We start from the raw sequence: 20,134 nt of genomic DNA, 5'->3' as shown, positions 1-20,134 counted from the left end.
CGTCTGCGGCGCGTCGTGCCGTCCGGTGGGGGCTTGGGTTTGACGCCTGCGGTGCGTCGTGCCGTCCGGTGGGGGCTTGGGTTTGACGCCTGCGGCGCAACGTCCGCCCCGGTGGGGGTTGGTGTAGCGCCCACGGTGGGGTGGTGGTGCGGGGCCGCGGTGGGGGTGGTCGTCCTCGGTCTGGCGCGAGAGTGCTTCTCGAGAGGCCCAGGGCGTGGACGCGCCAGCCGCTGCGGGCGCCCACCCCCACCCCGTCCCCTCCTCGCCGTCGGCGGCTGCACCGGCACCGGTGGCGGGCACATGCGCCGCACATTGCGGGTATTCGTACCGCCCAGGGCGATGGGGGCCCTGTCGGTGTCCCTCTGCGTCCGGGGTGCGGCGTGCGGCGTGACCCGGAGGGTCAGAGTTTGCGGAGGCTCAGGCGTTGGACCTTGTGGTCCGGGCCCTTGCGGAGGACCAGGGTCGCCCGGCCCCGCGTGGGGGCGATGTTCTCGACGAGGTTCGGCTTGTTGATGGTCCGCCACATCGTGCGGGCGTAGTCCAAGGCCTCCTCCTCGGACACCTGCGTGTACTTCCGGAAGTACGAGGACGGGTCCTGGAACGCCGTCTGCCGCAGCTTGCGGAAGCGGTTGAGGTACCAGTGCTCGATGTCCTCCGCCCGCGCGTCGACGTACACGCTGAAGTCGAAGTAGTCCGCGAGGCCGACCCGTGTGCGGCCGTCCTTGCCGGGGAGGGCCGGCTGCAGGACGTTGAGGCCCTCCACGATCAGGATGTCCGGCCGCCGCACCGTGAGCTTCCCGCCCGGGACGATGTCGTAGATCAGGTGGGAGTAGACGGGGGCGGTGACTTCTGCTTTGCCGGCCTTGATGTCCGCCACGAAGCGCGTCAGCGCCCGTCGGTCGTAGGACTCGGGGAAACCCTTCCGCGACATCAGGCCGCGCGCCTGGAGCTCGTGGGTGGGCAGCAGGAAGCCGTCCGTCGTGACGAGTTCGACGCGGGGATGCTCGGGCCAGCGGGAGAGCAGGGCCTGGAGCAGGCGCGCCACCGTCGACTTGCCGACGGCGACGGAGCCGGCGACCCCTATGACGAAGGGCGTGCCCGACTGGGAGCCCTTCTCGCCGAGGAAGGTGTTGAGCGCACCGCGCAGCCCGTCGGTGGCGCGGACGTAGAGGTTGAGCAGCCGGGACAGCGGCAGGTAGATGTCCCGCACCTCGTCGAGGTCGATGACGTCGCCGAGGCCGCGTAGCTGCTCCACCTCCTCCGCCGTCAGCGGCAGCGGCGTCTTGTCGCGCAGCGCGCTCCACTCGGAACGGGTGAGGTCGACGTAGGGAGTCGCCTCCGGCCGCTGCCGGTGGGCGCTCCGGGGCATCGAGGGGACCGGAGAGATCACAGTCCATTGTTAACGGAGTTCGAACGCGGCGACAGGTGGGCTGTGTCACGCCGGGAAACTGTGGGGACCCCGGTGATCAACTGTGAAGCGGCTGTGTCTACAGTGCGCGCACGTGATGCGGATCATTCCTCCGCACCTTCGAGAAAGAGTTCCTCCGTGAGAACCAGTTCCGTCCGTCGTACCGCCCTCGCAGCCTCGGCCGCCGCGCTGGCCCTGCTCGTCACCGCCTGTGGCGGCTCCGGCGACGACCAGGACAAGGCCGACGAGGGCAAGGGCAATGCCACGCCCAGCACCTCCGCCGCTGCCCCGGCGAAGGTGCTCACCGCCGCCGAGCTGGAGAAGGCAGCGCTCGCGCAGTCGGACGTCACGGGCGGCAAGGTCGCCGCCAAGCTCCCCGCGACGGACGACATCGCCGCCGAAAAGGTGGAGACGAAGGACGCCGCCTGCCTGCCGCTGGCGCACGCCCAGGCCGGTGTGGCCCAGGGTGAGCCGGCCGCGACCGTGAAGCGTTCCTTCACGGGCGACCCGGTGAAGCCGTCCGCGGACACCAAGCCCGAGGACGCCCTCCTGGCCGCGCTGGACACGGAGAAGGTGCTGATCAACCTCGCCTCCTACGAGGGTGACGGCGCCGAGCAGGCCGTGAAGGGCGTCGTCACGGCGGCCGAGAAGTGCGCGGGCGGGTTCGAGGCCACCCTCGTCGGCGAGCCGCTGGACGTCGCGAAGGCCGCCACCGGCGACGCGCCCGAGGGCGGTGACGAGGGTGCCGCCGTCACGCTGACCGTGGCCGCCGACGAGGGCGTCAAGGCGCCCGCCAAGATCGTCGTCGTGCGCAAGGGCTCGACCGTGGTCACCTTCAGCGCGGTGAACCTGGCGTCCATGGCCACCGGCAAGGACTTCGAGGTCCCGGCCGACGTCGTCGCCGCTCAGCTCGGCAAGCTCGGCTGACGCGGAACGTCTCCCACCGGTGCCTCGCGCACCGGTGGGAATTTCCGATTTCGGGCACGCGGAGGCCGTTTTCGGTGGCTGACGGACCGTAGGCTGCCCGGCATGTGCGGAATCGTGGGTTACGTGGGGCCGCAGTCGGCGCTTGACGTCGTGACGGCCGGACTGAAGCGACTGGAGTACCGGGGCTACGACTCGGCGGGCGTCGCCGTGCAGGCCGACGGCGGACTGGCCACGGCGAAGAGGGCCGGGAAGCTGGTCAACCTGGAGAAGGAGCTGAGCGAACGGCCCCTTCCGGCCGGGACGACCGCGATCGGGCACACCCGGTGGGCCACCCACGGCGGGCCGACCGACGCCAACGCCCACCCGCACATGGACAACGCGGGCCGGGTCGCCGTCGTCCACAACGGCATCATCGAGAACTTCGCCGCCCTGCGCGAGGAGTTGACCGAACGCGGGCACGAACTGGCCTCCGAGACCGACACCGAGGTCGTCGCCCACCTGCTCGCCGAGGAGTACTCCGCCTGCGCCGACCTCGCCGAGGCGATGCGGCTGGTGTGCCGACGGCTGGAGGGCGCGTTCACCCTCGTCGCCGTGCACGCCGACGAGCCCGACGTGGTCGTCGGCGCGCGCCGCAACTCCCCGCTGGTCGTAGGCGTAGGGAAGGGCGAGTCGTTCCTCGCCTCGGATGTCGCCGCGTTCATCGCGCACACGCGTGAGGCGATCGAGCTGGGCCAGGACCAGGTGGTCGAGCTGCGCCGGGACGCCGTGACGGTGACCGACTTCGACGGGACGCCGGCCGACGTCCGCGAGTACCACGTCGACTGGGACGCGTCCGCCGCCGAGAAGGGCGGCTACGACTACTTCATGCTCAAGGAGATCGCCGAGCAGCCGAAGGCGGTCGCCGACACCCTGCTGGGCCGCATCGACGGGTCGGGCTCGCTGACGCTGGACGAGGTGCGCATCCCGGCGAACGTGCTGCGCGAGGTCGACAAGGTCGTCATCGTCGCCTGCGGCACCGCCTTCCACGCCGGGCTCATCGCGAAGTACGCCATCGAGCACTGGACGCGCGTGCCGTGCGAGGTGGAGCTGGCGAGCGAGTTCCGCTACCGCGACCCGATCCTGGACCAGCAGACGCTCGTCGTCGCCATCTCCCAGTCCGGCGAGACCATGGACACGCTGATGGCGCTGCGGCACGCGCGGGAGCAGGGCGCCAAGGTGCTGGCCATCTGCAACACCAACGGGTCGACCATCCCGCGGGAGTCGGACGCCGTGCTGTACACGCACGCCGGTCCGGAGGTCGCGGTCGCGTCGACGAAGGCCTTTCTGACGCAGCTGGTCGCGTGCTATCTGGTCGCCTTGTACCTGGGGCAGGTGCGCGGCACCAAGTACGCCGACGAGATCCGCGCCGTGGTGCGCGACCTCGGGTCGATGCCCGGGGCCGTCGAGCGCGTCCTGGAGACCATGGAGCCCGTGCGGGAGCTCGCCCGCTCGCTGGCGGAGAAGAACACCGTCCTGTTCCTGGGACGGCACGTCGGCCATCCGGTGGCGCTGGAGGGCGCGCTGAAGCTGAAGGAGCTCGCGTACATGCACGCGGAGGGCTTCGCGGCAGGTGAGCTGAAGCACGGGCCGATCGCGTTGATCGAGGACGATCTGCCGGTGGTCGTGGTGGTGCCGTCGCCGCGTGGGCGGTCCGTGCTGCACGACAAGATCGTGTCGAACATCCAGGAGATCCGCGCGCGCGGCGCCCGGACCATCGTGGTCGCGGAGGAAGGGGACGACGCGGTCGTCCCGTACGCCGACCATCTGATCCGCGTCCCGGTCACGCCCACGCTGCTCCAGCCCCTGGTCGCGACCGTGCCGTTGCAGGTGTTCGCCTGCGAGCTGGCCACCGCCCGCGGCAACGAGGTGGACCAGCCGAGGAACCTCGCCAAGTCCGTGACGGTGGAGTGAGGCGCGCAGTGACTCAGGGCGCCGGGGGACGGCGATTTAGGGTGCCCGCATGAGCATCATCGGAGTCGGGATCGACGTCGCCGAGATCGAGCGGTTTGCCGCGTCGCTGGAACGCACGCCAGGGCTGGCGCGGCGGCTCTTCGTGGAGAGCGAGCTGCTGCTGCCCAGCGGGGAGCGGCGCGGCATCGCCTCCCTGGCGGCGCGGTTCGCCGCCAAGGAGGCCCTGGCCAAGGCACTCGGGGCTCCCGCGGGGCTGTACTGGACCGACGCCGAGGTGTGGTGCGAGGACAGCGGGCAGCCGCGGCTGCGGGTGAAGGGGACCGTCGCCGCGCGCGCGGAGGAGCTGGGGGTGCGCTCCTGGCACGTCTCGCTCAGCCACGACGCCGGGGTGGCCTCGGCGGTCGTGGTCGCGGAGGGGTGAGGCGCCGTGGATCTCGCGTGGCCCGGGGTGGCCGTCGACCTTCCCGTCTGGGGCGATGTGCTCCTTCTGATCGCCGCCGTCCTGACCGTCGTTTTCGCCCTCGTACGCCTCCTGAAAAAAATTCGTCGGTGAAGGTGCGTGCATCGGAGAAGTGGGGGTACAGGCAGGGAGCCGGTATCGGAGCGGGGGCATCAATGAGGGAGGGCTTTACTGTGACGTCGACAATGGCACGGACGGACCAGGCGCAGAGCGTGACCGAGCTGCCGGAGGTCGCGAATCCCGGCCAGGTCGCGCCGCAGGACGCGCGTGAACTGTCCCGGCAGTTCTTCCGGCGGCTGACGGAGCTGGAGGAAGGTACTCACGAGTACCAGTACGCGCGCAACACGCTGATCGAGATGAACATGTCCTTGGTCCGCTACGCGGCCGGCCGGTTCCGCAGCCGCGGGCCGGAGGAGATGGAGGACATCGTCCAGGTCGGCATGATCGGTCTGATCAAGGCCATCGACCGGTTCGAGCTGTCCCGCGAGGTCGAGTTCACCTCCTTCGCGATCCCCTACATCGTCGGTGAGATCAAGCGCTTCTTCCGTGACACCTCGTGGTCCGTGCACGTGCCGCGCCGGCTCCAGGAGGCCCGGGTGCAGCTCGCCCGCGCCACCGAGGAACTGCGCAGCCGGCTGGGCCGCACGCCCACGACCGCCGAGCTGGCCACGCTGATGAGCCTCACCGAGGCCGAGGTCAACGAGGCCCGGCTGGCCGCCAACGGCTACAACTCCGCGTCCCTGGACGCCGCCATCGGCAGCGAGCCGGACGGCGAAAGCGTCCTCGCGGACTTCATCGGCACCGAGGACGCGGCGCTGGGGCTGGTCGAGGACTTCCACGCCCTCGCCCCGATGATCGCGGAGCTGGACGAGCGCGAGCGGAAGATCGTCCACTGGAGGTTCGTGGAGGAGCTGACCCAGGCGGAGATCGGCGAGCGGCTGGGGTGCTCCCAGATGCACGTGTCGCGACTGCTGTCGCGGACGCTGAAGCGGCTGCGGGCGGGGATGCTCGCCACCAACTGAGGGTCTCAGCTCCTTCAGCGGGGCTCGGAGCACTGTCGCTCCGTCCCTCCTGGAGGGCGTGAACACGAGGCTGACGGATCGGCCGGGTGATCTCCCGGCCGGCCAAGCATGGCAGCGGGGCCTCCCGCGGCTCGTGGATGTCGGACGAGCGGCGGGGGGCCCTTTGTGCTGCGGTTTTCCGTGTCGTCGCCGTCGGGGTCGTCGGCGTCCGGCTCGGTTCCCTGTCGCGTGATCGTTCCGCTCACCGGTTCGCGGCGGCCGCGGGCCGTCGCCGGCAACTCCTCGGCGCCGTCCGCGCGCACCCCGCCCCGGCGGCGGAAGACGCCGTCATGCCCACAGGACACGCAGCCCGGGAGGCGGCCCTTCCGGGTGAGGACGGCCACCGCTGCGCCCTGCACGCCTGTCCCTGCCCCGCGTCGGTTGCCGACGGCGGCCGGTGGTGGTCACGCCGAGGTCCTGGCCGCGTCCAGTTCCTGAGTGCCTTGACGGTGGCGTCGGACCTCCATAGTCTAACGGCGTTAGGAAATCTAACGTCGTTAGATCGGCTCTGTGGGCCGGTCCTGCGCCGTTCCAGGTCAAGGAGACTCACATGCGTACGCGTCATCTCGTTCCCGGCCTCGCTGTCGGAGTGGCCGCGGCGGCTCTGATAGCCGGAACCGCCGGAGCCGGCTCTGCGGCCTCTTCCGAGGCGGCGGCCGGACCGCGTGCCGGGCAGGCCGGGGCGCAGCAGCAGCTCGTCGGCGCGCCGAAACACCGGGAGGAGCGGGTGCCGGCGATCGGGCGGCGCTGGGCCGCCGCCTGGACGACGGGCGACACCCGGGATCTGGCCCGTCTGTACACCAAGGACGCGGTCTACACCGACCGTGCCCTGGACCTGGTGTTCCGCGGTTCCAAGGGGGTCGAGGAGTGGGAGACCGGGTCCCGGCAGCTCATCGAGAATCTCGCGTTCGAGGCGACCGGTGGGTTCCGCGGGGGTGACGGGGTCGTGGTCGAGGGGGTGTTCAGCGGCCACATCGTGGGTGCGCCTCGCCCCTTCGCAGTCCCGCTCGTGACGGTGCTGCGGTTGCGCGGCAATCTCATCCAGTCGAGCAACGACTACTACAACAGGGGCGAGATCCTCAGCGAATCCGGCCTGCCCGCGGACTGGACCCCGCCCGGCAGCTGATGTCCTCGGGCGGGTCGGTGAGCAGGTCCGGTCCGGTCTCGCGGATACCGTGCCGGACTCCCTGTCGTGTCGGTGTCTAGCCGTTCACGGGAGAGTCGGCCCGCCAGCCGCGAAGCAGTGTCTGCGTCGCCTTCCGGGCGAGCTGCTGGGCGCGCTCGTTGCCGACGGTGCCGATGCGGCCGAGCGACGCTATGCCGGACAGGGTCCCCCAGACGATGTCGCAGGCCTCGTCGAAATCGGCCAGGACCACGTCGTGGGCGTCCGACCAGCTGGTGAGGAGTTCCCTCAGGAGGTCGATCATGGGGGCGGCCGCGTGCAGGCGCTCATCCGCGTCGACGGTGTTGTCGTTCATCACCTGGTAGAGGTGCGGATGCTCGCCGGCGAAGCGGACGCTCTCGGACGCGAGCAACAGGAAGCGCCGGTCGATGTCGGGCTCCTCGGCGGCCTGCCGCAGCTCGGCGGTCATCAGTCGGTGGCCGTGGGCGACGAGCTCCAGCACGAGCGCGTCCTTGTTGGCGAAGTGCTGATAGACCACGGGCGCGGAGTATTCGACGGCATCGGCTATGCGCCGGATCGTCAGCGCCGTGACGCCGTCGTTCTCGAGGATGTGCAACGCCGCCTCGATGATGCGTCCACGGGTCATCGCGCGTTCGCGGGCCCGCCTTGTGCTGGCCGGCATGGTGGGCGCCTCGCTTCCAGCATGTCCTCGGCATGCGCCGCCGGGGCCGGCGGCGCATCACGGCCCAGCCATCCTAACAACGTTAAATGATCTCGGCGGGCCCGCCGTGTGCAGCACGGCCGGCTCGGCGGGGTGGCCCCGCAGGGCTGACCGGTGCAGGCGTCACCCCGACATGGGGTGGCCCCTTCAGTCTTGGTCGTCCCGCAGGGAGCGGGTCATCGTCCGCAGGATGCGGAGTGCGTCCGACTGCTCGGCGGGGGTCAGGCCGGCCAGCATCCTGGCCTCGACGGAACGGACGGCTTTGCTGGCCGCTTCGAGGTCCTGCCGGCCGCGCGGCGTGAGTCGTGCGGGAAGGGCCTTCCCGGCGGGCGCCTGTGCGGGTCTGGTCACGTAACCGTCTCGTTCCAGGGTCTGGAGCAGCACGTTCATCGTCTGCCGTGTCACGAACGCGCCCCGTGCGAGTTCGGAGTTCGACAGGCCGGGCCGTTGGGCGAGCAGCTCGAGGCAGGAGTAGTGCGTGATGTTCATCCCGAGAGGGCGCAACACCTCTTCCATGGCTGTGCGCAGGGCGCTAGAGGCCTCTTTCAGCAGGTATCCCAGTGACGTCTCCAGGTCGACGCCGTCCCCTCTTTGACTCATGTCAGTATTCTGACATAGAGTCTGCGTGTCAGAAAACTGACACCGAATGAGGAGTTCACCATGCCCGTCACCGGCCCCGACTTCATCTCGCTGCAGGTGCGCGACCGCGACGCCTCGCAGGCGTTCTACGAGCAGTACCTGGGCCTCGTCCGCTCGCCGGCCGGACCCCCGCACGCCGTCGTCTTTGACACGAAGCCCATCGTGTTCGCCCTGCGAGACGTCGTTCCCGGCACGGATCTGGCATCCGCCGCTCGGCCCGGCATCGGCGCCGCGATCTGGCTCCACGCCACCGAGGTCCAGGCGATCCACGACGCGCTCGTCGCCGACGGTCACACGATCGTCTCCGCACCGATCGACGGCCCCTTCGGCCGGACCTTCACCTTCGCCGACCCCGACGGCTACCACGTCACCCTCCACGACCGCACGTGAGCCACGACGACCCGCATGCGCGGTCGGCCATGGCAGCTTCCAGGAGCCGCTCCCCGACCGCACCGAGGTGCCGCCGAGGGTGATGGCCGACGCGCGGATGCCCGCTTCCGGTGGTGCGGGGCGCCGCTTCGTGCGGGGTACCCGTGACGCGCGGATGCCCGCTTCCGGTGGTGTGGGGCACCGCTTCGCGCGGGGCGCGCCCGTCGAACCGGTCAGCAGATCGACTGTGTGCTGTTCACCAGGCGGTTGTTGCGGAAGCTGGTGTTCTCTCCGCAAGGGCTCTCGCGGATCGCCGAGTTCGTCACCGTGAGGTTCTGGACCGTGATGTCCCTGTTGTTAGGGAACTCCGAGCGGGCCGCCAGACGGATCTCGCCGCCGCCGGTCACCGTGCCACTCTGCGCCGCGAGGTTCACGTTGTAGCAGTTCTCGATCAGGATCGCGTTGTTCCCGGTGTACGAGAGCGTGATCCGGTCGATCGTCGCCCCGCCGCTCTCCGAGACGCAGAACACGCCGCGTCCGCCGCCGCGCGCGATCACCTCGCCGACGCGGATGTTCGTCGCGTAGCTGCTGCCGATCCGGCCGTTGCGGTTGGCCATGCGGAAGGCCGCGTAGCCGGTGCCGGTGCCGGCGTTCTCCGCATCCACCTTCGTCACCGTCGCGTTGATGGTCTGGTTGAGGAGGAGACCGGACTCGCCCACGTTGCGGGCGGTCACCGTGCCGACGGTCAGGCCGTCCACGCCGTACGTCTCCACGGCGTGGCTCGACGCGCCGGACACGTACACGTCGTCGATACGGACGTTGCGCGTCCACTGGCTGGTGTCGCCCCGGTTGTCGATGCGGACGCCGAGGCCGCGGGAGAGGCGCATGTCGATCTGGCCCAGGACCACGTTCTGCACGTTGCGCAGGAAGATGCCGTAGAGCGGGGCGCCGGTGACGTTCAGGTGCTGCACCTCGATGTCGCGGGTGCCGCGCGAGTAGACCGGCGCCTGGTCGCCCGAGCCGGTGCCGGTGACGTCGATCGTGCCGCAGACGTCCAGGACCGTGTAGCTGGGGAGCGAGATGCGGGAGCCGGCGGAGACGGAGCCGGAGCCCCGGACGACGACGCGTTCCTTGGTGGTGCGGTTCGCCGTCAGGGCGCCGATCGCCGCCTGGACGGCCGCGCGCATGTCGGTGCCCGTGTACACCGTGCTGCTGCCCCGGCGGGCGGTCCAGGTGGAGCCGTTCCGGACGGCTTCGGCGTGGTAGGTGCCGTCGCCGCATGCCGCTGCGCGGGCGGGGGCCGGTGTCCCCGCGGATGCGGTGGGGGCGGTGAGGGTGGCCACCGCCGTCAGGAGGGCGGTGGTCGCTGCTGAGGCGAGTAACGCGGCTCTGCGTCGCATGGGGGGTGTCCTTCTCGTGTCGGTTGTCGAACCGGTTCGAGTGAATCGATTCACGCGGGGAGGGGCCGGGAGTGTGGCAAGGGGGGGAGGTGCAGTCAAGGGGCGCGGCGACGGGGGAGCAAGGGGGTGGGGGGTGCGGGAAACTCGGAGGTATGCGGACTGCTTACAGCGTGGAGACGGTCAGGGCGGCGGAGCGGGAACTGATGGCGCGGCTGCCGGAGGGGGCACTGATGCAGCGCGCCGCCGCGGGGCTCGCCGCGGCGTGCGCCGATGTGCTGGGGCGCGTGTACGGCAGCCGGGTGGTGCTGCTGGTGGGGAGCGGCGACAACGGGGGTGATGCGCTGTACGCAGGTGCGCGGCTCGCCCGGCGGGGGGCCGGGGTGCGGGCCGTGCTGCTGGCACCGGGGCGGGCTCATGCGGGTGGGCTGGCCGCGTTGCGGCGGGCGGGGGGTTCCGTGGTGTCCGACGCCTACGCGGACGTTGACGCCGACGCCGACGCCGGGGGAGCGGTGGGGCTCGTCGAGCAGGCCGATCTCGTCGTGGACGGGATCGTGGGGATCGGAGGGAAGGGCGGACTGCGGGAGAGCGCGGTTCCGTTGGCGGAGGCGGCTCGTCGGGGGCGCGGGGCTGTTGTCGCCGTCGATCTGCCGAGCGGGGTCGACGCGGATACGGGGGAGGTGCGCGGGGTCGCCGTGCGGGCCGATGTCACGGTGACGTTCGGGGCGTACAAGCCGGGGTTGTTGATCGATCCGGCCCGGGAGCATGCGGGGGTGGTGCGGTTCGTCGACATCGGGCTGGAGATGGCGTCGGCCGGCTCGCCTCAGGTGGAAGCGCTGCAGCATGCGGACGTGGCGCGGTTGCTGCCGGTGCCGGGGGCGGAGAGCGACAAGTACCGGCGGGGGGTTGTCGGGGTCGCGGCCGGGTCCGCCCGGTATCCGGGGGCGGCCGTGCTGGCGGTGGGCGGTGCTCTGCGGGGTGGCGCCGGGGCTGTGCGGTACGCGGGGCCGGCGGGCGGTGCGGTGCTGGCTCGGTATCCCGAGACGCTGGTGTCCGACCGGGGGCCCGCGCGGGCTGGGCGGGTGCAGGCGTGGGTCGTCGGGCCGGGGGCCGGGGACGACGCGGCGACGGTGGAGGAGGTGCTGGCGGCGGATGTGCCGGTGCTGATCGACGCGGACGGGTTGCGGTTGGCGGAGGTGGGCGCGGTGCGGGGGAGGGGGTCGAGGGGGGTGCCCACGTTGATGACCCCGCATGCGGGGGAGGCGGCCGCGTTGCTGGGGGTCGAGCGGGAGGAAGTGGAGTCGGGGCGGCTGGCGGCTGTGCGGGAGCTGGCGGCGCGGTATGAGGCGGCCGTGCTGCTGAAGGGGTCGACGACGGTGGTGGCGGAGGCGGGGGGCGGGGGTGCGGTGCGGGTCAACTCGACGGGGACGCCGTGGCTGGCCACGGCGGGGAGCGGGGACGTCCTGTCGGGGCTCGGGGGGTCGCTGCTGGCGGCGGGGTTGTCGGCGGTGGACGCGGGGAGTGTGGCGGCGTACCTGCACGGGTTGGCGGGGCGGTTCGCTGCGGAGGGGGCGCCGGTGGCGGCGGAGGATGTGGCGGGGCGGATTCCGGAGGCTTGGCGGAGTGTGGTGGGGGTCGGGGTGTGACGGCTGTGGTGGAGGGTTGCGGTTCGGTGGGGGCGCGGGAGTGACGCCACGCCTGCTGTGCTGGATTGCGGTTCGGTGGGGGCGCGGGAGTGACGCCACCTCTGCTGTGCTGGATTGCGGTTCGGTGGGGGCGCGAGTGTGACGGCTGTGGTGGAGGGTTGCGGTTCGGTGGGGGCGCGAGTGCGGCGGCTGTGGTGGAGGGTTGCGGTTCGGTGGGTGCGCGAGTGCGGCGGCCGTGGTGCAGGGTCGCGGTTCGGTGGGGCTTGGGTTTGACGCCTGCGGCGCAACGTCCGCCCCGGTGGGGGTTGGTGTAGCGCCCACGGTGGGGTGGTGGTGCGGGGCCGCGGTGGGGGTGGTCGTCCTCGGTCTGGCGCGAGAGTGCTTCTCGAGAGGCCCAGGGCGTGGACGCGCCAGCCGCTGCGGGCGCCCAACCCCACCCCGTCCCCTCCCCGCCGTCGGCGGCTACCCCGACACCGGTGGCCGGCACATGCGCTGCAAACCGCGGGCATTCGTGCCGTCCAGGGCGAGCGGCGGCACCTCGTGGCGCCGACACCCCGGCCCACGCGCACGCCGGTGCCGTCGTCGGCGTCCCGGGTGCGGCCCACAGAATCCGTGACCTGGGCCGACGTCGGTCGGCAAGCGGCCCTGACCCGGGCGTGGAAGCGCACGGAGTGCAAAGGGGCCGTACCCCCGGTGCAGAGGACTCGCGCCCTCGCTCTGAGACACTGTCCGGGATGAAAGAGACAGCTGACCCGTACGGCGCGCAGCTCCGCGCCCGCGCTGTGATCGATCTGGCCGCCGTGCGGGCCAACGTACGCACCCTCCGCGACCGCGCCCCCCGCGCCGCCGTGATGGCCGTCGTCAAGGCCGACGGATACGGGCACGGCGCGGTCCCTTGCGCGCGTGCGGCCGTCGAGGCCGGGGCGACCTGGCTGGGTACCGCCACCCCGCAGGAGGCACTCGCGCTGAGGGCGCCGGGGTCGGGCGTGCCGGACGACGTCCGGGTGATGTGCTGGCTGTGGACGCCGGGAGGGCCTTGGCGGGAGGCCGTCGAGGCCGACGTCGACGTCTCGGTGAGCGGGTACTGGGCGCTGGACGAGGTCGTCGCGGCGGCGAGGGCGGCCGGCCGGCCCGCGCGGGTGCAGCTGAAGGCGGACACCGGGCTCGGGCGGGGCGGGTGCCAGCCCGCCGACTGGGCCGAGCTGGTCGCGGGCGCGCTGCGTGCGGAGGCCGAGGGGCTGCTGAAGGTCACCGGGCTGTGGTCGCACTTCGCCTGCGCCGACGAGCCGGGGCACCCGTCCATCGCCGCGCAGTTGCTCACCTTCCGGGAGATGGTGGCGTACGCCGAGGCGCAAGGGGTCGAGCCCGAGGTGCGGCACATCGCCAACTCGCCCGCGACGCTGACGCTGCCCGAGAGCCACTTCGACCTGGTGCGGCCCGGCATCGCGATGTACGGCGTCTCGCCCAGCCCCGGGATCGGCACGCCGGTGGAGCTGGGGCTGCGCCCTGCGATGACCCTCACGGCGTCGCTGGCGCTGGTGAAGAGCGTGCCGGGCGGGCACGGGGTCAGCTACGGGCATCACTACGTGACCGCGGGGGCCACGACCTTGGGGCTCGTGCCCCTCGGGTACGCCGACGGGATTCCGCGGCATGCCTCCGGCGGGGGCCCCGTGCTGGTGGAGGGGAAGTGGCGGACCGTCGCGGGGCGGGTCGCCATGGATCAGTTCGTCGTCGATCTGGGGGGTGACGAGCCCGGGGAGGGGGCCGAGGCCGTACTGTTCGGGCCCGGTGACCGTGGCGAGCCCACCGCGGAGGACTGGGCGCAGGCGTCCGGGACCATCGCGTACGAGATCGTGACCCGCATCGGCAGCCGTGTCCCGCGTGTGTACGTGAACGGGTAAGCGCCCTGCGTGGGGTGCGGGGAAGAGGAGCGGTACGTGAGCGAGAGCAGTGCGCAGGCCGTGACGGCCGCGTCCGCCGGGGGGTGGCGCCGGGCGACCGGTGTCGCGGGCCTCGCGATAGGCGTGCTGGCGACCGGCGCTGCCGCCGGCGTGGCCGTGGAGCGGATGACCGTCGGCCGGGGCATGCGCCGCAAGGCCCGGCTGGTTCTTGATTCGGCGGGGCCCTACGGGTCGCTGCGGGGGACGCCCGGCAGGGCGTACGCCGACGACGGGACCGAGTTGTACTACGAGGTCGACGAGGTCGAGTCCGAGGGGCAGGACGGGCGCAAGCGGCGGTTGTTCGGGCGGCGGGCGCCCGCGCCCGTGACGGTGGTGTTCAGCCACGGGTACTGCCTCAACCAGGACTCCTGGCATTTCCAGCGGGCCGCCCTGCGTGGTGTCGTGCGGACCGTGCACTGGGACCAGCGCAGTCACGGGCGTTCGGCGCGGGGCGCCGCCCAGGTGGAGCGTGGGGAGCCCGTGAGCATCGAGCAGCTCGGACGGGACCTGAAGGCCGTCATCGACGCCGCCGCTCCCGAGGGGCCGCTGGTGCTCGTCGGGCATTCCATGGGCGGGATGACCGTGATGGCGCTCGCCGACCGGTTCCCCGAGCTGATCCGGGAGCGGTGTGCCGGGGTCGCCCTGGTGGGGACGTCGTCGGGAGGACTGGGCGAGGTCAACTTCGGGCTGCCGGTGGCCGGGGTCAACGCCGTGCGGCGGGTGCTGCCCGCGGTGCTGAAGGCGCTGGGGCAGCGGGCCGAGCTGGTGGAGAAGGGGCGGCGGGCCACGGCGGACCTGTTCGCCGGGGTCATCAAGCGGTACTCGTTCGCTTCGAGAGATGTCGATCCCGCCGTCGCGCGGTTCGCCGAGCGGATGATCGAGTCCACGCCGATCGATGTCGTCGCCGAGTACTACCCGGCCTTCGACGGTCACGACAAGGCGGAGGCGCTGGCTCGTTTCGCGGGGCTTCCGGTTCTGGTGCTGGCCGGGGTGGGGGATCTCGTGACCCCCAGTGAGCACAGCGAGGCCATCGCCGACCTGCTGCCCGGGGCCGAGCTGGTGCTCGTGCCGGACGCAGGACACCTGGTGATGCTGGAGCACCCCGAGCAGGTGACCGACCGCCTCGCCGACCTGCTCGTCCGCGCGGGCGCGGTGCCCGCAGGGGCTACCGTGGGTGGCTATGGAAGCAGCGCACATCCCGGCTGAACTGACCGTCACCTCCCCCGAGCAGATGCGCGACCTCGGCCGGCGTCTCGCCGAACTACTGCGCGCGGGCGACCTCGTGCTGCTCTCCGGTGAGCTGGGGGCCGGCAAGACGACCCTGGCGCGCGGGCTCGGCGAAGGGCTCGGCGTGCGGGGCGCGGTGACCTCGCCGACGTTCGTCATCGCCCGGGTGCACCCCTCGTTGGGCGACGGTCCGCCGCTGGTGCACGTCGACGCCTACCGGCTGTCCGGCGGGCTCGACGAGATGGAGGACCTGGACCTCGACGTCTCGCTGCCGGAGTCGGTGGTCGTCGTCGAGTGGGGCGAGGGCAAGGTCGAGGAGCTGACCGAGGACCGGCTGCACGTCAGCATCCACCGGGCGGTCGGCGACACCACGGACGAGGTGCGGCACGTGAGGGTGCTGGGGCTGGGCGCGCGCTGGGCGGGGGCGGAGCTGGAGGCCCTGTCCGCCTGAGCGTTCCGACAAGGTGTCGGCAAGGTGTTGCGTCCGCGGCGTCCCGCGTGGTCACATGGTATCCAGCTCGCGGTTAGGTATACCTAACCGCGTCCCGCCCCCGACGTACAGGAGGCGTCCATGCCGGCCGTCCCGAGCAGGCGTGAGTCCACGCCGCGACCGGTGCCCATGCGTGACCTGCTCGCCGCCTGCGCCGCGGCCGCCGCCGTCTCCACCCCGCCGCCCGCCCCCGAGCCGCCGCGGCAGGAGAAGACCGTACGCGAGCGGCGCGAGGCCGCTTGAGGGTCTACGGCACCACGACGACCGTGCGGCCGATCGTCGCGAACTTCCACATGGCCGTGCCGTCCGCGCGCGTCTCCCGGATCCCGCCCGTGCGTTCCTGCGGGTCGAGGACGGGAGCCGACCCGTCGACCGCCGCGCTGAACCCGATCACCGTGCCGTCCACGCTCGCGAAACGCACCACGTGCTCGACCGGGACGCCGTCCGAGCCGGTGACCTTCCCCGAGCGGGACGTCACCCGGTAGGCGCCAGGGGCCGGGTCGACCGTGCTGGGGCTGACGCCGAACGTGCGGCGCACCTTGTCACCCCTGTCCACCAGCCACACCCGGTCGCGGCGCAGCGAGTACACCACCCGCTGTCCCAGACCCGAGCGCGGCGGCAGGGCGGCCGGGTGGTCGCTGCGGGGCGCCTTCGGCGCGGGCGCCGGGCTGCCGGACGCCTGCCGGCGCAGGTCGGGCGGGACCGTGTCCGCGGCCCGGTTGCCCAGGTAGCCGACCGTCGCGAGGGCTGCCGCGGTCAGCCCCGCCACGATCATCGAACTGGTCCCCGCCATCGCCGTCACCCCTGTCCCGCTTTGCCCCGCGCTGTACGGATGTGACGCGACCGTAGCAGTCCGTGACCGTCCGGCCCGTGCGGCCGTGGCCGGGGCGCGGGAGCCGTAGGCTGTTTGCGTGCTCTTGCTCGCTCTGGATACCGCCACCCCCGCCGTCACCGTCGCGCTGCACGACGGCGACGACGTCATCGCCTCGTCGAGCCAGGTGGACGCCCGGCGCCACGGTGAACTGCTGCTCCCGGCCGTCGACCGGGTGCTCGCCGAGGCCGGTCTGCGGCTCGACGCCGTCACCGGGATCGTGGCCGGCACCGGCCCCGGCCCCTACACCGGGCTGCGGGTCGGCCTGATGACCGCCGACACCTTCGGGCTCGCCCTCGGCGTGCCCGTGCACGGTGTGTGCACGCTCGACGGCCTGGCCTACGCGGCCGACCTGGACGGCCCCTTCGTCGTGGCGACCGACGCCCGCCGCAAGGAGGTCTACTGGGCGCGGTACGCCGACTCCCGCACCCGCCTCACCGAACCGGCCGTCGACCGGCCCGCCGACATCGCCGGCGAGGTCGCGGGACTGCCCGCGGTCGGCGCGGGCGCGCTGCTCTACCCGGACACCTTCCCCCAGGCGCACGAGCCGGAGCACGTGAGTGCCGCCGCCCTCGCCCGGCTGGCCGTGGAGAGGCTGAAGGCGGGCGAGGAACTGCCCGCCCCCAGGCCGCTGTACCTGCGGCGGCCCGATGCCCAGGTCCCCAAGAACTACAAGGTGGTCACCCCCAAGTGACGGGAACCGAGACGGTCGTCCTGCGTGAGATGCGCTGGTGGGACATCGACCCCGTGCTGGAGCTGGAGCGCGACCTCTTCCCCGAGGACGCGTGGTCGCGCGGCATGTTCTGGTCCGAGCTGGCCCACTCCCGCGGGCCGGGCGCGACCCGGCACTACGTCGTCGCCGAGGAGGGCGGCCGGATCGTCGGCTACGCCGGCCTCACCACCTCCGGCGCGGAGGGCGACGACGGCGCCGCCCCGGCGGCCGACGTGCAGACCATCGCGGTCACCCGCGGCCACTGGGGCACCGGGCTCGGCTCGCGGCTGCTGACCGAGCTGCTGCACGCGGCCACGGCGTTCGAGTGCGCCGAGGTCATGCTGGAGTGCCGCGTCGACAACGTCCGCGCCCAGAAGCTCTACGAGCGCTTCGGCTTCGAGGTCATCGGAGTCAGGCGCGGCTACTACCAGCCGGGCAACGTGGACGCGCTGGTCATGCGCTTGACCGACCCGTCCTCCTCCGTGACCCCGGACCATTCCGTGAACGGCGTACAAGGAACCGAGATCCATGGCTGACGAACCCCTGGTACTGGGGATCGAGACCTCCTGCGACGAGACCGGCGTCGGCATCGTCCGCGGCACCACCCTGCTCGCGGACGCCGTCGCCTCGAGCGTCGACGAGCACGCCCGCTTCGGCGGCGTCGTCCCCGAGGTGGCGAGCCGCGCCCACCTCGAGGCGATGGTCCCCACCATCGAGCGGGCGCTGAAGGAGGCCGGGGTGAGCGCGCGGGACCTCGACGGCATCGCCGTCACCGCCGGCCCGGGCCTCGCCGGCGCGCTGCTGGTCGGCGTCTCGGCGGCGAAGGCGTACGCCTACGCCCTCGGCAAGCCGCTGTACGGCGTCAACCACCTCGCCTCCCACATCTGCGTCGACCAGCTGGAGCACGGGCCGCTGCCCGAGCCGACGATGGCGCTGCTGGTGTCCGGCGGCCACTCCTCGCTGCTGCTGTCCGCCGACATCACCTCCGACGTGCGCCCGCTCGGCGCGACCATCGACGACGCGGCGGGCGAGGCCTTCGACAAGATCGCCCGGGTGCTGAACCTCGGCTTCCCCGGCGGCCCCGTCATCGACCGGTACGCCCGCGAGGGCGACCCGGACGCGATCGCGTTCCCGCGCGGCCTGACCGGCCCCCGCGACCCGGCGTACGACTTCTCGTTCTCCGGGCTGAAGACGGCCGTGGCGCGCTGGATCGAGGCCAAGCGGGCGGCGGGCGAGGAGGTGCCGGTGCGGGACGTGTCGGCGTCCTTCCAGGAGGCCGTCGTGGACGTGCTCACCCGCAAGGCCGTGCGGGCCTGCAAGGACGAGGGCGTCGACCACCTGATGATCGGCGGCGGCGTGGCCGCCAACTCCCGGCTCCGCGCTCTCGCCCAGGAGCGCTGCGAGGCCGCCGGCATCCGGCTGCGGGTGCCGCGCCCCAAGCTGTGCACGGACAACGGCGCGATGGTGGCCGCCCTCGGCGCGGAGATGGTCGCCCGCAACCGCGCGGCGTCCGACTGGGACCTCTCCGCGGACTCCTCGCTCCCGGTGACCGACCCGCACGTGCCGGGCACCGCCCACTCCCACGACCACGTCCACGAGACAGCACGGGAGAACCTCTACACATGACCGTCGCGCTGATGTGGGAGGCCCGCGCCGTCCCCGGCCGCGGCCCGGACCTGCTCGCCTGGGCCGAGGAGCGTGCCCGCGAACTGCCCCGCCGCCCGGTGCGCCGCGAGGTCTTCCGCGCCCCGCAGGACCGCGTCCTCGTCATCACCTGGTGGAACGCCCCCTTCGACGCCGACCTCCCCGAGCTCCCCGAGCCGGAGAACACGCTGGTCGCACGGGCGGTGCACCGGTGGCGGTTCGAGTCGCTGGGGAGCGTCTGAGCCGAGGAGGGGGCGCTGCGTCGGGTGTGCCACGATGACTCTGTGACGCGAATGTTTCGTCATACGATTCGAATGTTCCGGCCCGTCGCAGGTCTTCGCCCGCGCGGCTCGCGGAGATACGATCGCCGCCATGACTTCCCCGCAGCCCGCTGACACCCGGACCAACGGGCGCAGCACGCAGACCGCGACGCTCGCCGAGATCGCCCGCGAGGCGGGTGTCTCCGCGCCGACTGTTTCGAAGGTGCTCAACGGCCGCGCCGACGTTGCCCCCGGCACCCGGTCCCGGGTCGAGGAGCTGCTGCGCACCCACGGATACCGGCGCCGCCGCGCCGAGGCCAGTCGGTCGCCGCTGATCGACCTGGTCTTCCACGAGCTGGAGAGCGCCTGGGCGATGGAAGTCATCCGGGGCGTGGAGAACGTCGCCCGGGACGCGGGGCTGAGCGTGGTGCTGTCCGAGAGCGCGGGGCGGCTCACGCCCGGCCGGACCTGGGCCGACCAGGTCGCCGCCCGCCGCCCGCACGGCGTGATCCTCGTGCTGTCCGGCCTCGACGAGTCCGGGCGCGCGCTGCTGACCAGCCGGTCCATCCCGTTCGTGGTGATGGACCCGGCCGGCGACCCGGGCACCGATGTGCCGTCCATCGGCGCGACCAACTGGCAGGGCGGGCTCGCCGCGACCCGCCACCTGATCGAACTGGGCCACACCCGGATCGGCGCGATCAGCGGCCCCTCGCGGATGATGTGCAGCCGCGCCCGCGTAGACGGCTACCGGGCCGCCCTGGAGACCGCCGGGCTGCCGGTCGACCCCGAGCTGATCGTCTCCGGCGACTTCCACCACGACGCCGGCTACCAGCAGGGGCTCGCCCTGTTGCGCCGCGAGGACCGGCCCACCGCCGTGTTCGCCGGCAACGACCTCCAGGCGCTCGGGCTGTACGAGGCCGCACGCGAACTGGGCCTGCGGATCCCGGAGGACCTGAGCGTGGTCGGCTTCGACGACCTGCCGGTGGCCCGCTGGGTGGGCCCGCCGCTGACGACCGTACGGCAGCCGCTGACGGAGATGGCGGAGGCGGCGGCGAAGCTGGTGCTCGACCTCGGCAAGGGTGACGACTCCGCCGCGGCGACCCGTGTGGAGCTGGCCACCAGCCTGGTGGTGCGGAGCAGCACGGCCGCGCCGACGGCGCGCTGAGCCGCCCGGCGGCAGGTAGTTGCGAATCTGAGAATTTCGCGAGAAAAACGTCCGGGGAACGCCGTCCGTCATAATTCGGACGTACGTTCCTGCTTGTGACGGGACATCAGGGGACAAGCGGGGA

Annotated in this window: 22 protein-coding genes; 17 read left to right on the top strand and 5 right to left on the bottom strand. The window is 72.3% G+C overall.

All coding sequences use genetic code 11. The annotated features are described in order from the left end of the window. Positions 1-400: 400 nt before the first annotated feature. Positions 401-1,369, bottom strand: a complete 969-nt coding sequence (gene coaA / locus ACF1AG_RS11835; RefSeq protein WP_359606844.1) for a type I pantothenate kinase — start codon at positions 1,367-1,369, stop codon at positions 401-403. 177 nt (positions 1,370-1,546) lie between these two features. Here coaA and ACF1AG_RS11830 point away from each other — a divergent pair, with 177 nt between their 5' ends. From ACF1AG_RS11830 to ACF1AG_RS11805, 6 genes are all read left to right on the top strand, one after another. Then, entirely contained in the window at positions 1,547-2,335 is a 789-nt protein-coding gene (locus ACF1AG_RS11830; RefSeq protein WP_359606845.1) for a hypothetical protein, read from the top strand. Positions 2,336-2,437: 102 nt separating this feature from the next. Then, the gene (gene glmS / locus ACF1AG_RS11825; protein ID WP_387795033.1) at positions 2,438-4,285 is read left to right on the top strand and encodes a glutamine--fructose-6-phosphate transaminase (isomerizing); all 1,848 of its coding nucleotides are present in this window, start codon (positions 2,438-2,440) and stop codon (positions 4,283-4,285) included. A gap of 49 nt (positions 4,286-4,334) precedes the next feature. Then, entirely contained in the window at positions 4,335-4,706 is a 372-nt protein-coding gene (locus ACF1AG_RS11820; RefSeq protein ID WP_086703298.1) for a holo-ACP synthase, read from the top strand. 6 nt (positions 4,707-4,712) lie between these two features. Continuing rightward, the gene (locus ACF1AG_RS11815) at positions 4,713-4,838 is read left to right on the top strand and encodes a hypothetical protein (RefSeq protein WP_391809677.1); all 126 of its coding nucleotides are present in this window, start codon (positions 4,713-4,715) and stop codon (positions 4,836-4,838) included. 92 nt (positions 4,839-4,930) lie between these two features. Then, complete coding sequence (locus ACF1AG_RS11810) at positions 4,931-5,767, top strand: RNA polymerase sigma factor SigF (RefSeq protein WP_359606849.1); 837 nt, start codon at positions 4,931-4,933, stop codon at positions 5,765-5,767. A 589-nt stretch (positions 5,768-6,356) separates the two neighbouring features. Further along, a complete protein-coding gene (locus ACF1AG_RS11805) occupies positions 6,357-6,932 on the top strand; it encodes a nuclear transport factor 2 family protein (RefSeq protein ID WP_359606851.1) in 576 nt (191 codons plus the stop codon). Between the two features lie 76 nt (positions 6,933-7,008). On the opposite strand, the gene ACF1AG_RS11800 is transcribed toward ACF1AG_RS11805, so the two are convergent. Further along, positions 7,009-7,611 (bottom strand): TetR/AcrR family transcriptional regulator, encoded by a 603-nt coding sequence (locus tag ACF1AG_RS11800; protein ID WP_359606853.1) that lies wholly within the window; start codon positions 7,609-7,611, stop codon positions 7,009-7,011. Between the two features lie 186 nt (positions 7,612-7,797). After that, a complete protein-coding gene (locus tag ACF1AG_RS11795; RefSeq protein ID WP_359606855.1) occupies positions 7,798-8,250 on the bottom strand; it encodes a MarR family transcriptional regulator in 453 nt (150 codons plus the stop codon). Between the two features lie 60 nt (positions 8,251-8,310). On the opposite strand from ACF1AG_RS11795, the gene ACF1AG_RS11790 reads away from it, so the two are divergent. Continuing rightward, positions 8,311-8,679, top strand: a complete 369-nt coding sequence (locus tag ACF1AG_RS11790; protein WP_359606857.1) for a VOC family protein — start codon at positions 8,311-8,313, stop codon at positions 8,677-8,679. A gap of 212 nt (positions 8,680-8,891) precedes the next feature. On the opposite strand, the gene ACF1AG_RS11785 is transcribed toward ACF1AG_RS11790, so the two are convergent. Then, positions 8,892-10,058 carry a hypothetical protein gene (locus ACF1AG_RS11785; protein ID WP_359606859.1) on the bottom strand — a complete coding sequence of 389 codons (1,167 nt, stop codon included), beginning with the start codon at positions 10,056-10,058 and terminating at the stop codon, positions 8,892-8,894. Positions 10,059-10,210: 152 nt separating this feature from the next. Between ACF1AG_RS11785 and ACF1AG_RS11780 the strand changes: the two genes are divergently transcribed. The 5 genes from ACF1AG_RS11780 (at position 10,211) to ACF1AG_RS11760 (ending at position 15,601) form a co-directional block, all read left to right on the top strand. Then, entirely contained in the window at positions 10,211-11,701 is a 1,491-nt protein-coding gene (locus ACF1AG_RS11780) for an NAD(P)H-hydrate dehydratase (RefSeq protein ID WP_391809676.1), read from the top strand. 734 nt (positions 11,702-12,435) lie between these two features. Further along, a complete protein-coding gene (gene alr / locus ACF1AG_RS11775; protein WP_359744198.1) occupies positions 12,436-13,602 on the top strand; it encodes an alanine racemase in 1,167 nt (388 codons plus the stop codon). 36 nt (positions 13,603-13,638) lie between these two features. Continuing rightward, positions 13,639-14,847 carry an alpha/beta fold hydrolase gene (locus ACF1AG_RS11770; protein ID WP_387795030.1) on the top strand — a complete coding sequence of 403 codons (1,209 nt, stop codon included), beginning with the start codon at positions 13,639-13,641 and terminating at the stop codon, positions 14,845-14,847. Then, positions 14,822-15,319, top strand: coding sequence for a tRNA (adenosine(37)-N6)-threonylcarbamoyltransferase complex ATPase subunit type 1 TsaE (tsaE, locus tag ACF1AG_RS11765; protein ID WP_359601142.1), 498 nt, complete (start codon positions 14,822-14,824; stop codon positions 15,317-15,319). Before ACF1AG_RS11770 ends, tsaE begins: the two co-directional genes overlap by 26 nt. 120 nt (positions 15,320-15,439) lie before the next feature. Beyond that, complete coding sequence (locus ACF1AG_RS11760; protein ID WP_167338168.1) at positions 15,440-15,601, top strand: hypothetical protein; 162 nt, start codon at positions 15,440-15,442, stop codon at positions 15,599-15,601. A 4-nt stretch (positions 15,602-15,605) separates the two neighbouring features. Here ACF1AG_RS11760 and ACF1AG_RS11755 read toward each other — a convergent pair whose 3' ends face one another. Then, on the bottom strand, positions 15,606-16,151 hold the full coding sequence (locus ACF1AG_RS11755) for a hypothetical protein (protein WP_391809675.1): 546 nt from the start codon (positions 16,149-16,151) through the stop codon (positions 15,606-15,608). Between the two features lie 118 nt (positions 16,152-16,269). On the opposite strand from ACF1AG_RS11755, the gene tsaB reads away from it, so the two are divergent. The 5 genes from tsaB (at position 16,270) to ACF1AG_RS11730 (ending at position 20,010) form a co-directional block, all read left to right on the top strand. After that, entirely contained in the window at positions 16,270-16,923 is a 654-nt protein-coding gene (gene tsaB, locus ACF1AG_RS11750; RefSeq protein ID WP_359601140.1) for a tRNA (adenosine(37)-N6)-threonylcarbamoyltransferase complex dimerization subunit type 1 TsaB, read from the top strand. Then, complete coding sequence (rimI, locus tag ACF1AG_RS11745) at positions 16,920-17,477, top strand: ribosomal protein S18-alanine N-acetyltransferase (RefSeq protein WP_359601139.1); 558 nt, start codon at positions 16,920-16,922, stop codon at positions 17,475-17,477. The genes tsaB and rimI overlap by 4 nt, the downstream gene beginning before the upstream one ends. After that, complete coding sequence (tsaD, locus tag ACF1AG_RS11740) at positions 17,470-18,567, top strand: tRNA (adenosine(37)-N6)-threonylcarbamoyltransferase complex transferase subunit TsaD (protein WP_359601138.1); 1,098 nt, start codon at positions 17,470-17,472, stop codon at positions 18,565-18,567. Before rimI ends, tsaD begins: the two co-directional genes overlap by 8 nt. Beyond that, positions 18,564-18,827, top strand: coding sequence for a hypothetical protein (locus ACF1AG_RS11735; RefSeq protein WP_359601137.1), 264 nt, complete (start codon positions 18,564-18,566; stop codon positions 18,825-18,827). The genes tsaD and ACF1AG_RS11735 overlap by 4 nt, the downstream gene beginning before the upstream one ends. Positions 18,828-18,957: 130 nt before the next feature. After that, positions 18,958-20,010: a LacI family DNA-binding transcriptional regulator gene (locus ACF1AG_RS11730; RefSeq protein WP_359601136.1), complete on the top strand. Its 1,053-nt coding sequence runs from the start codon at positions 18,958-18,960 to the stop codon at positions 20,008-20,010. Positions 20,011-20,134 lie beyond the last annotated feature (124 nt).

The sequence above is a fragment of the Streptomyces sp. NPDC014764 genome (assembly GCF_043082785.1).
Lineage (GTDB): Bacteria > Actinomycetota > Actinomycetes > Streptomycetales > Streptomycetaceae > Streptomyces > Streptomyces althioticus.
This window is presented reverse-complemented; position numbering and strand designations above follow the sequence as displayed.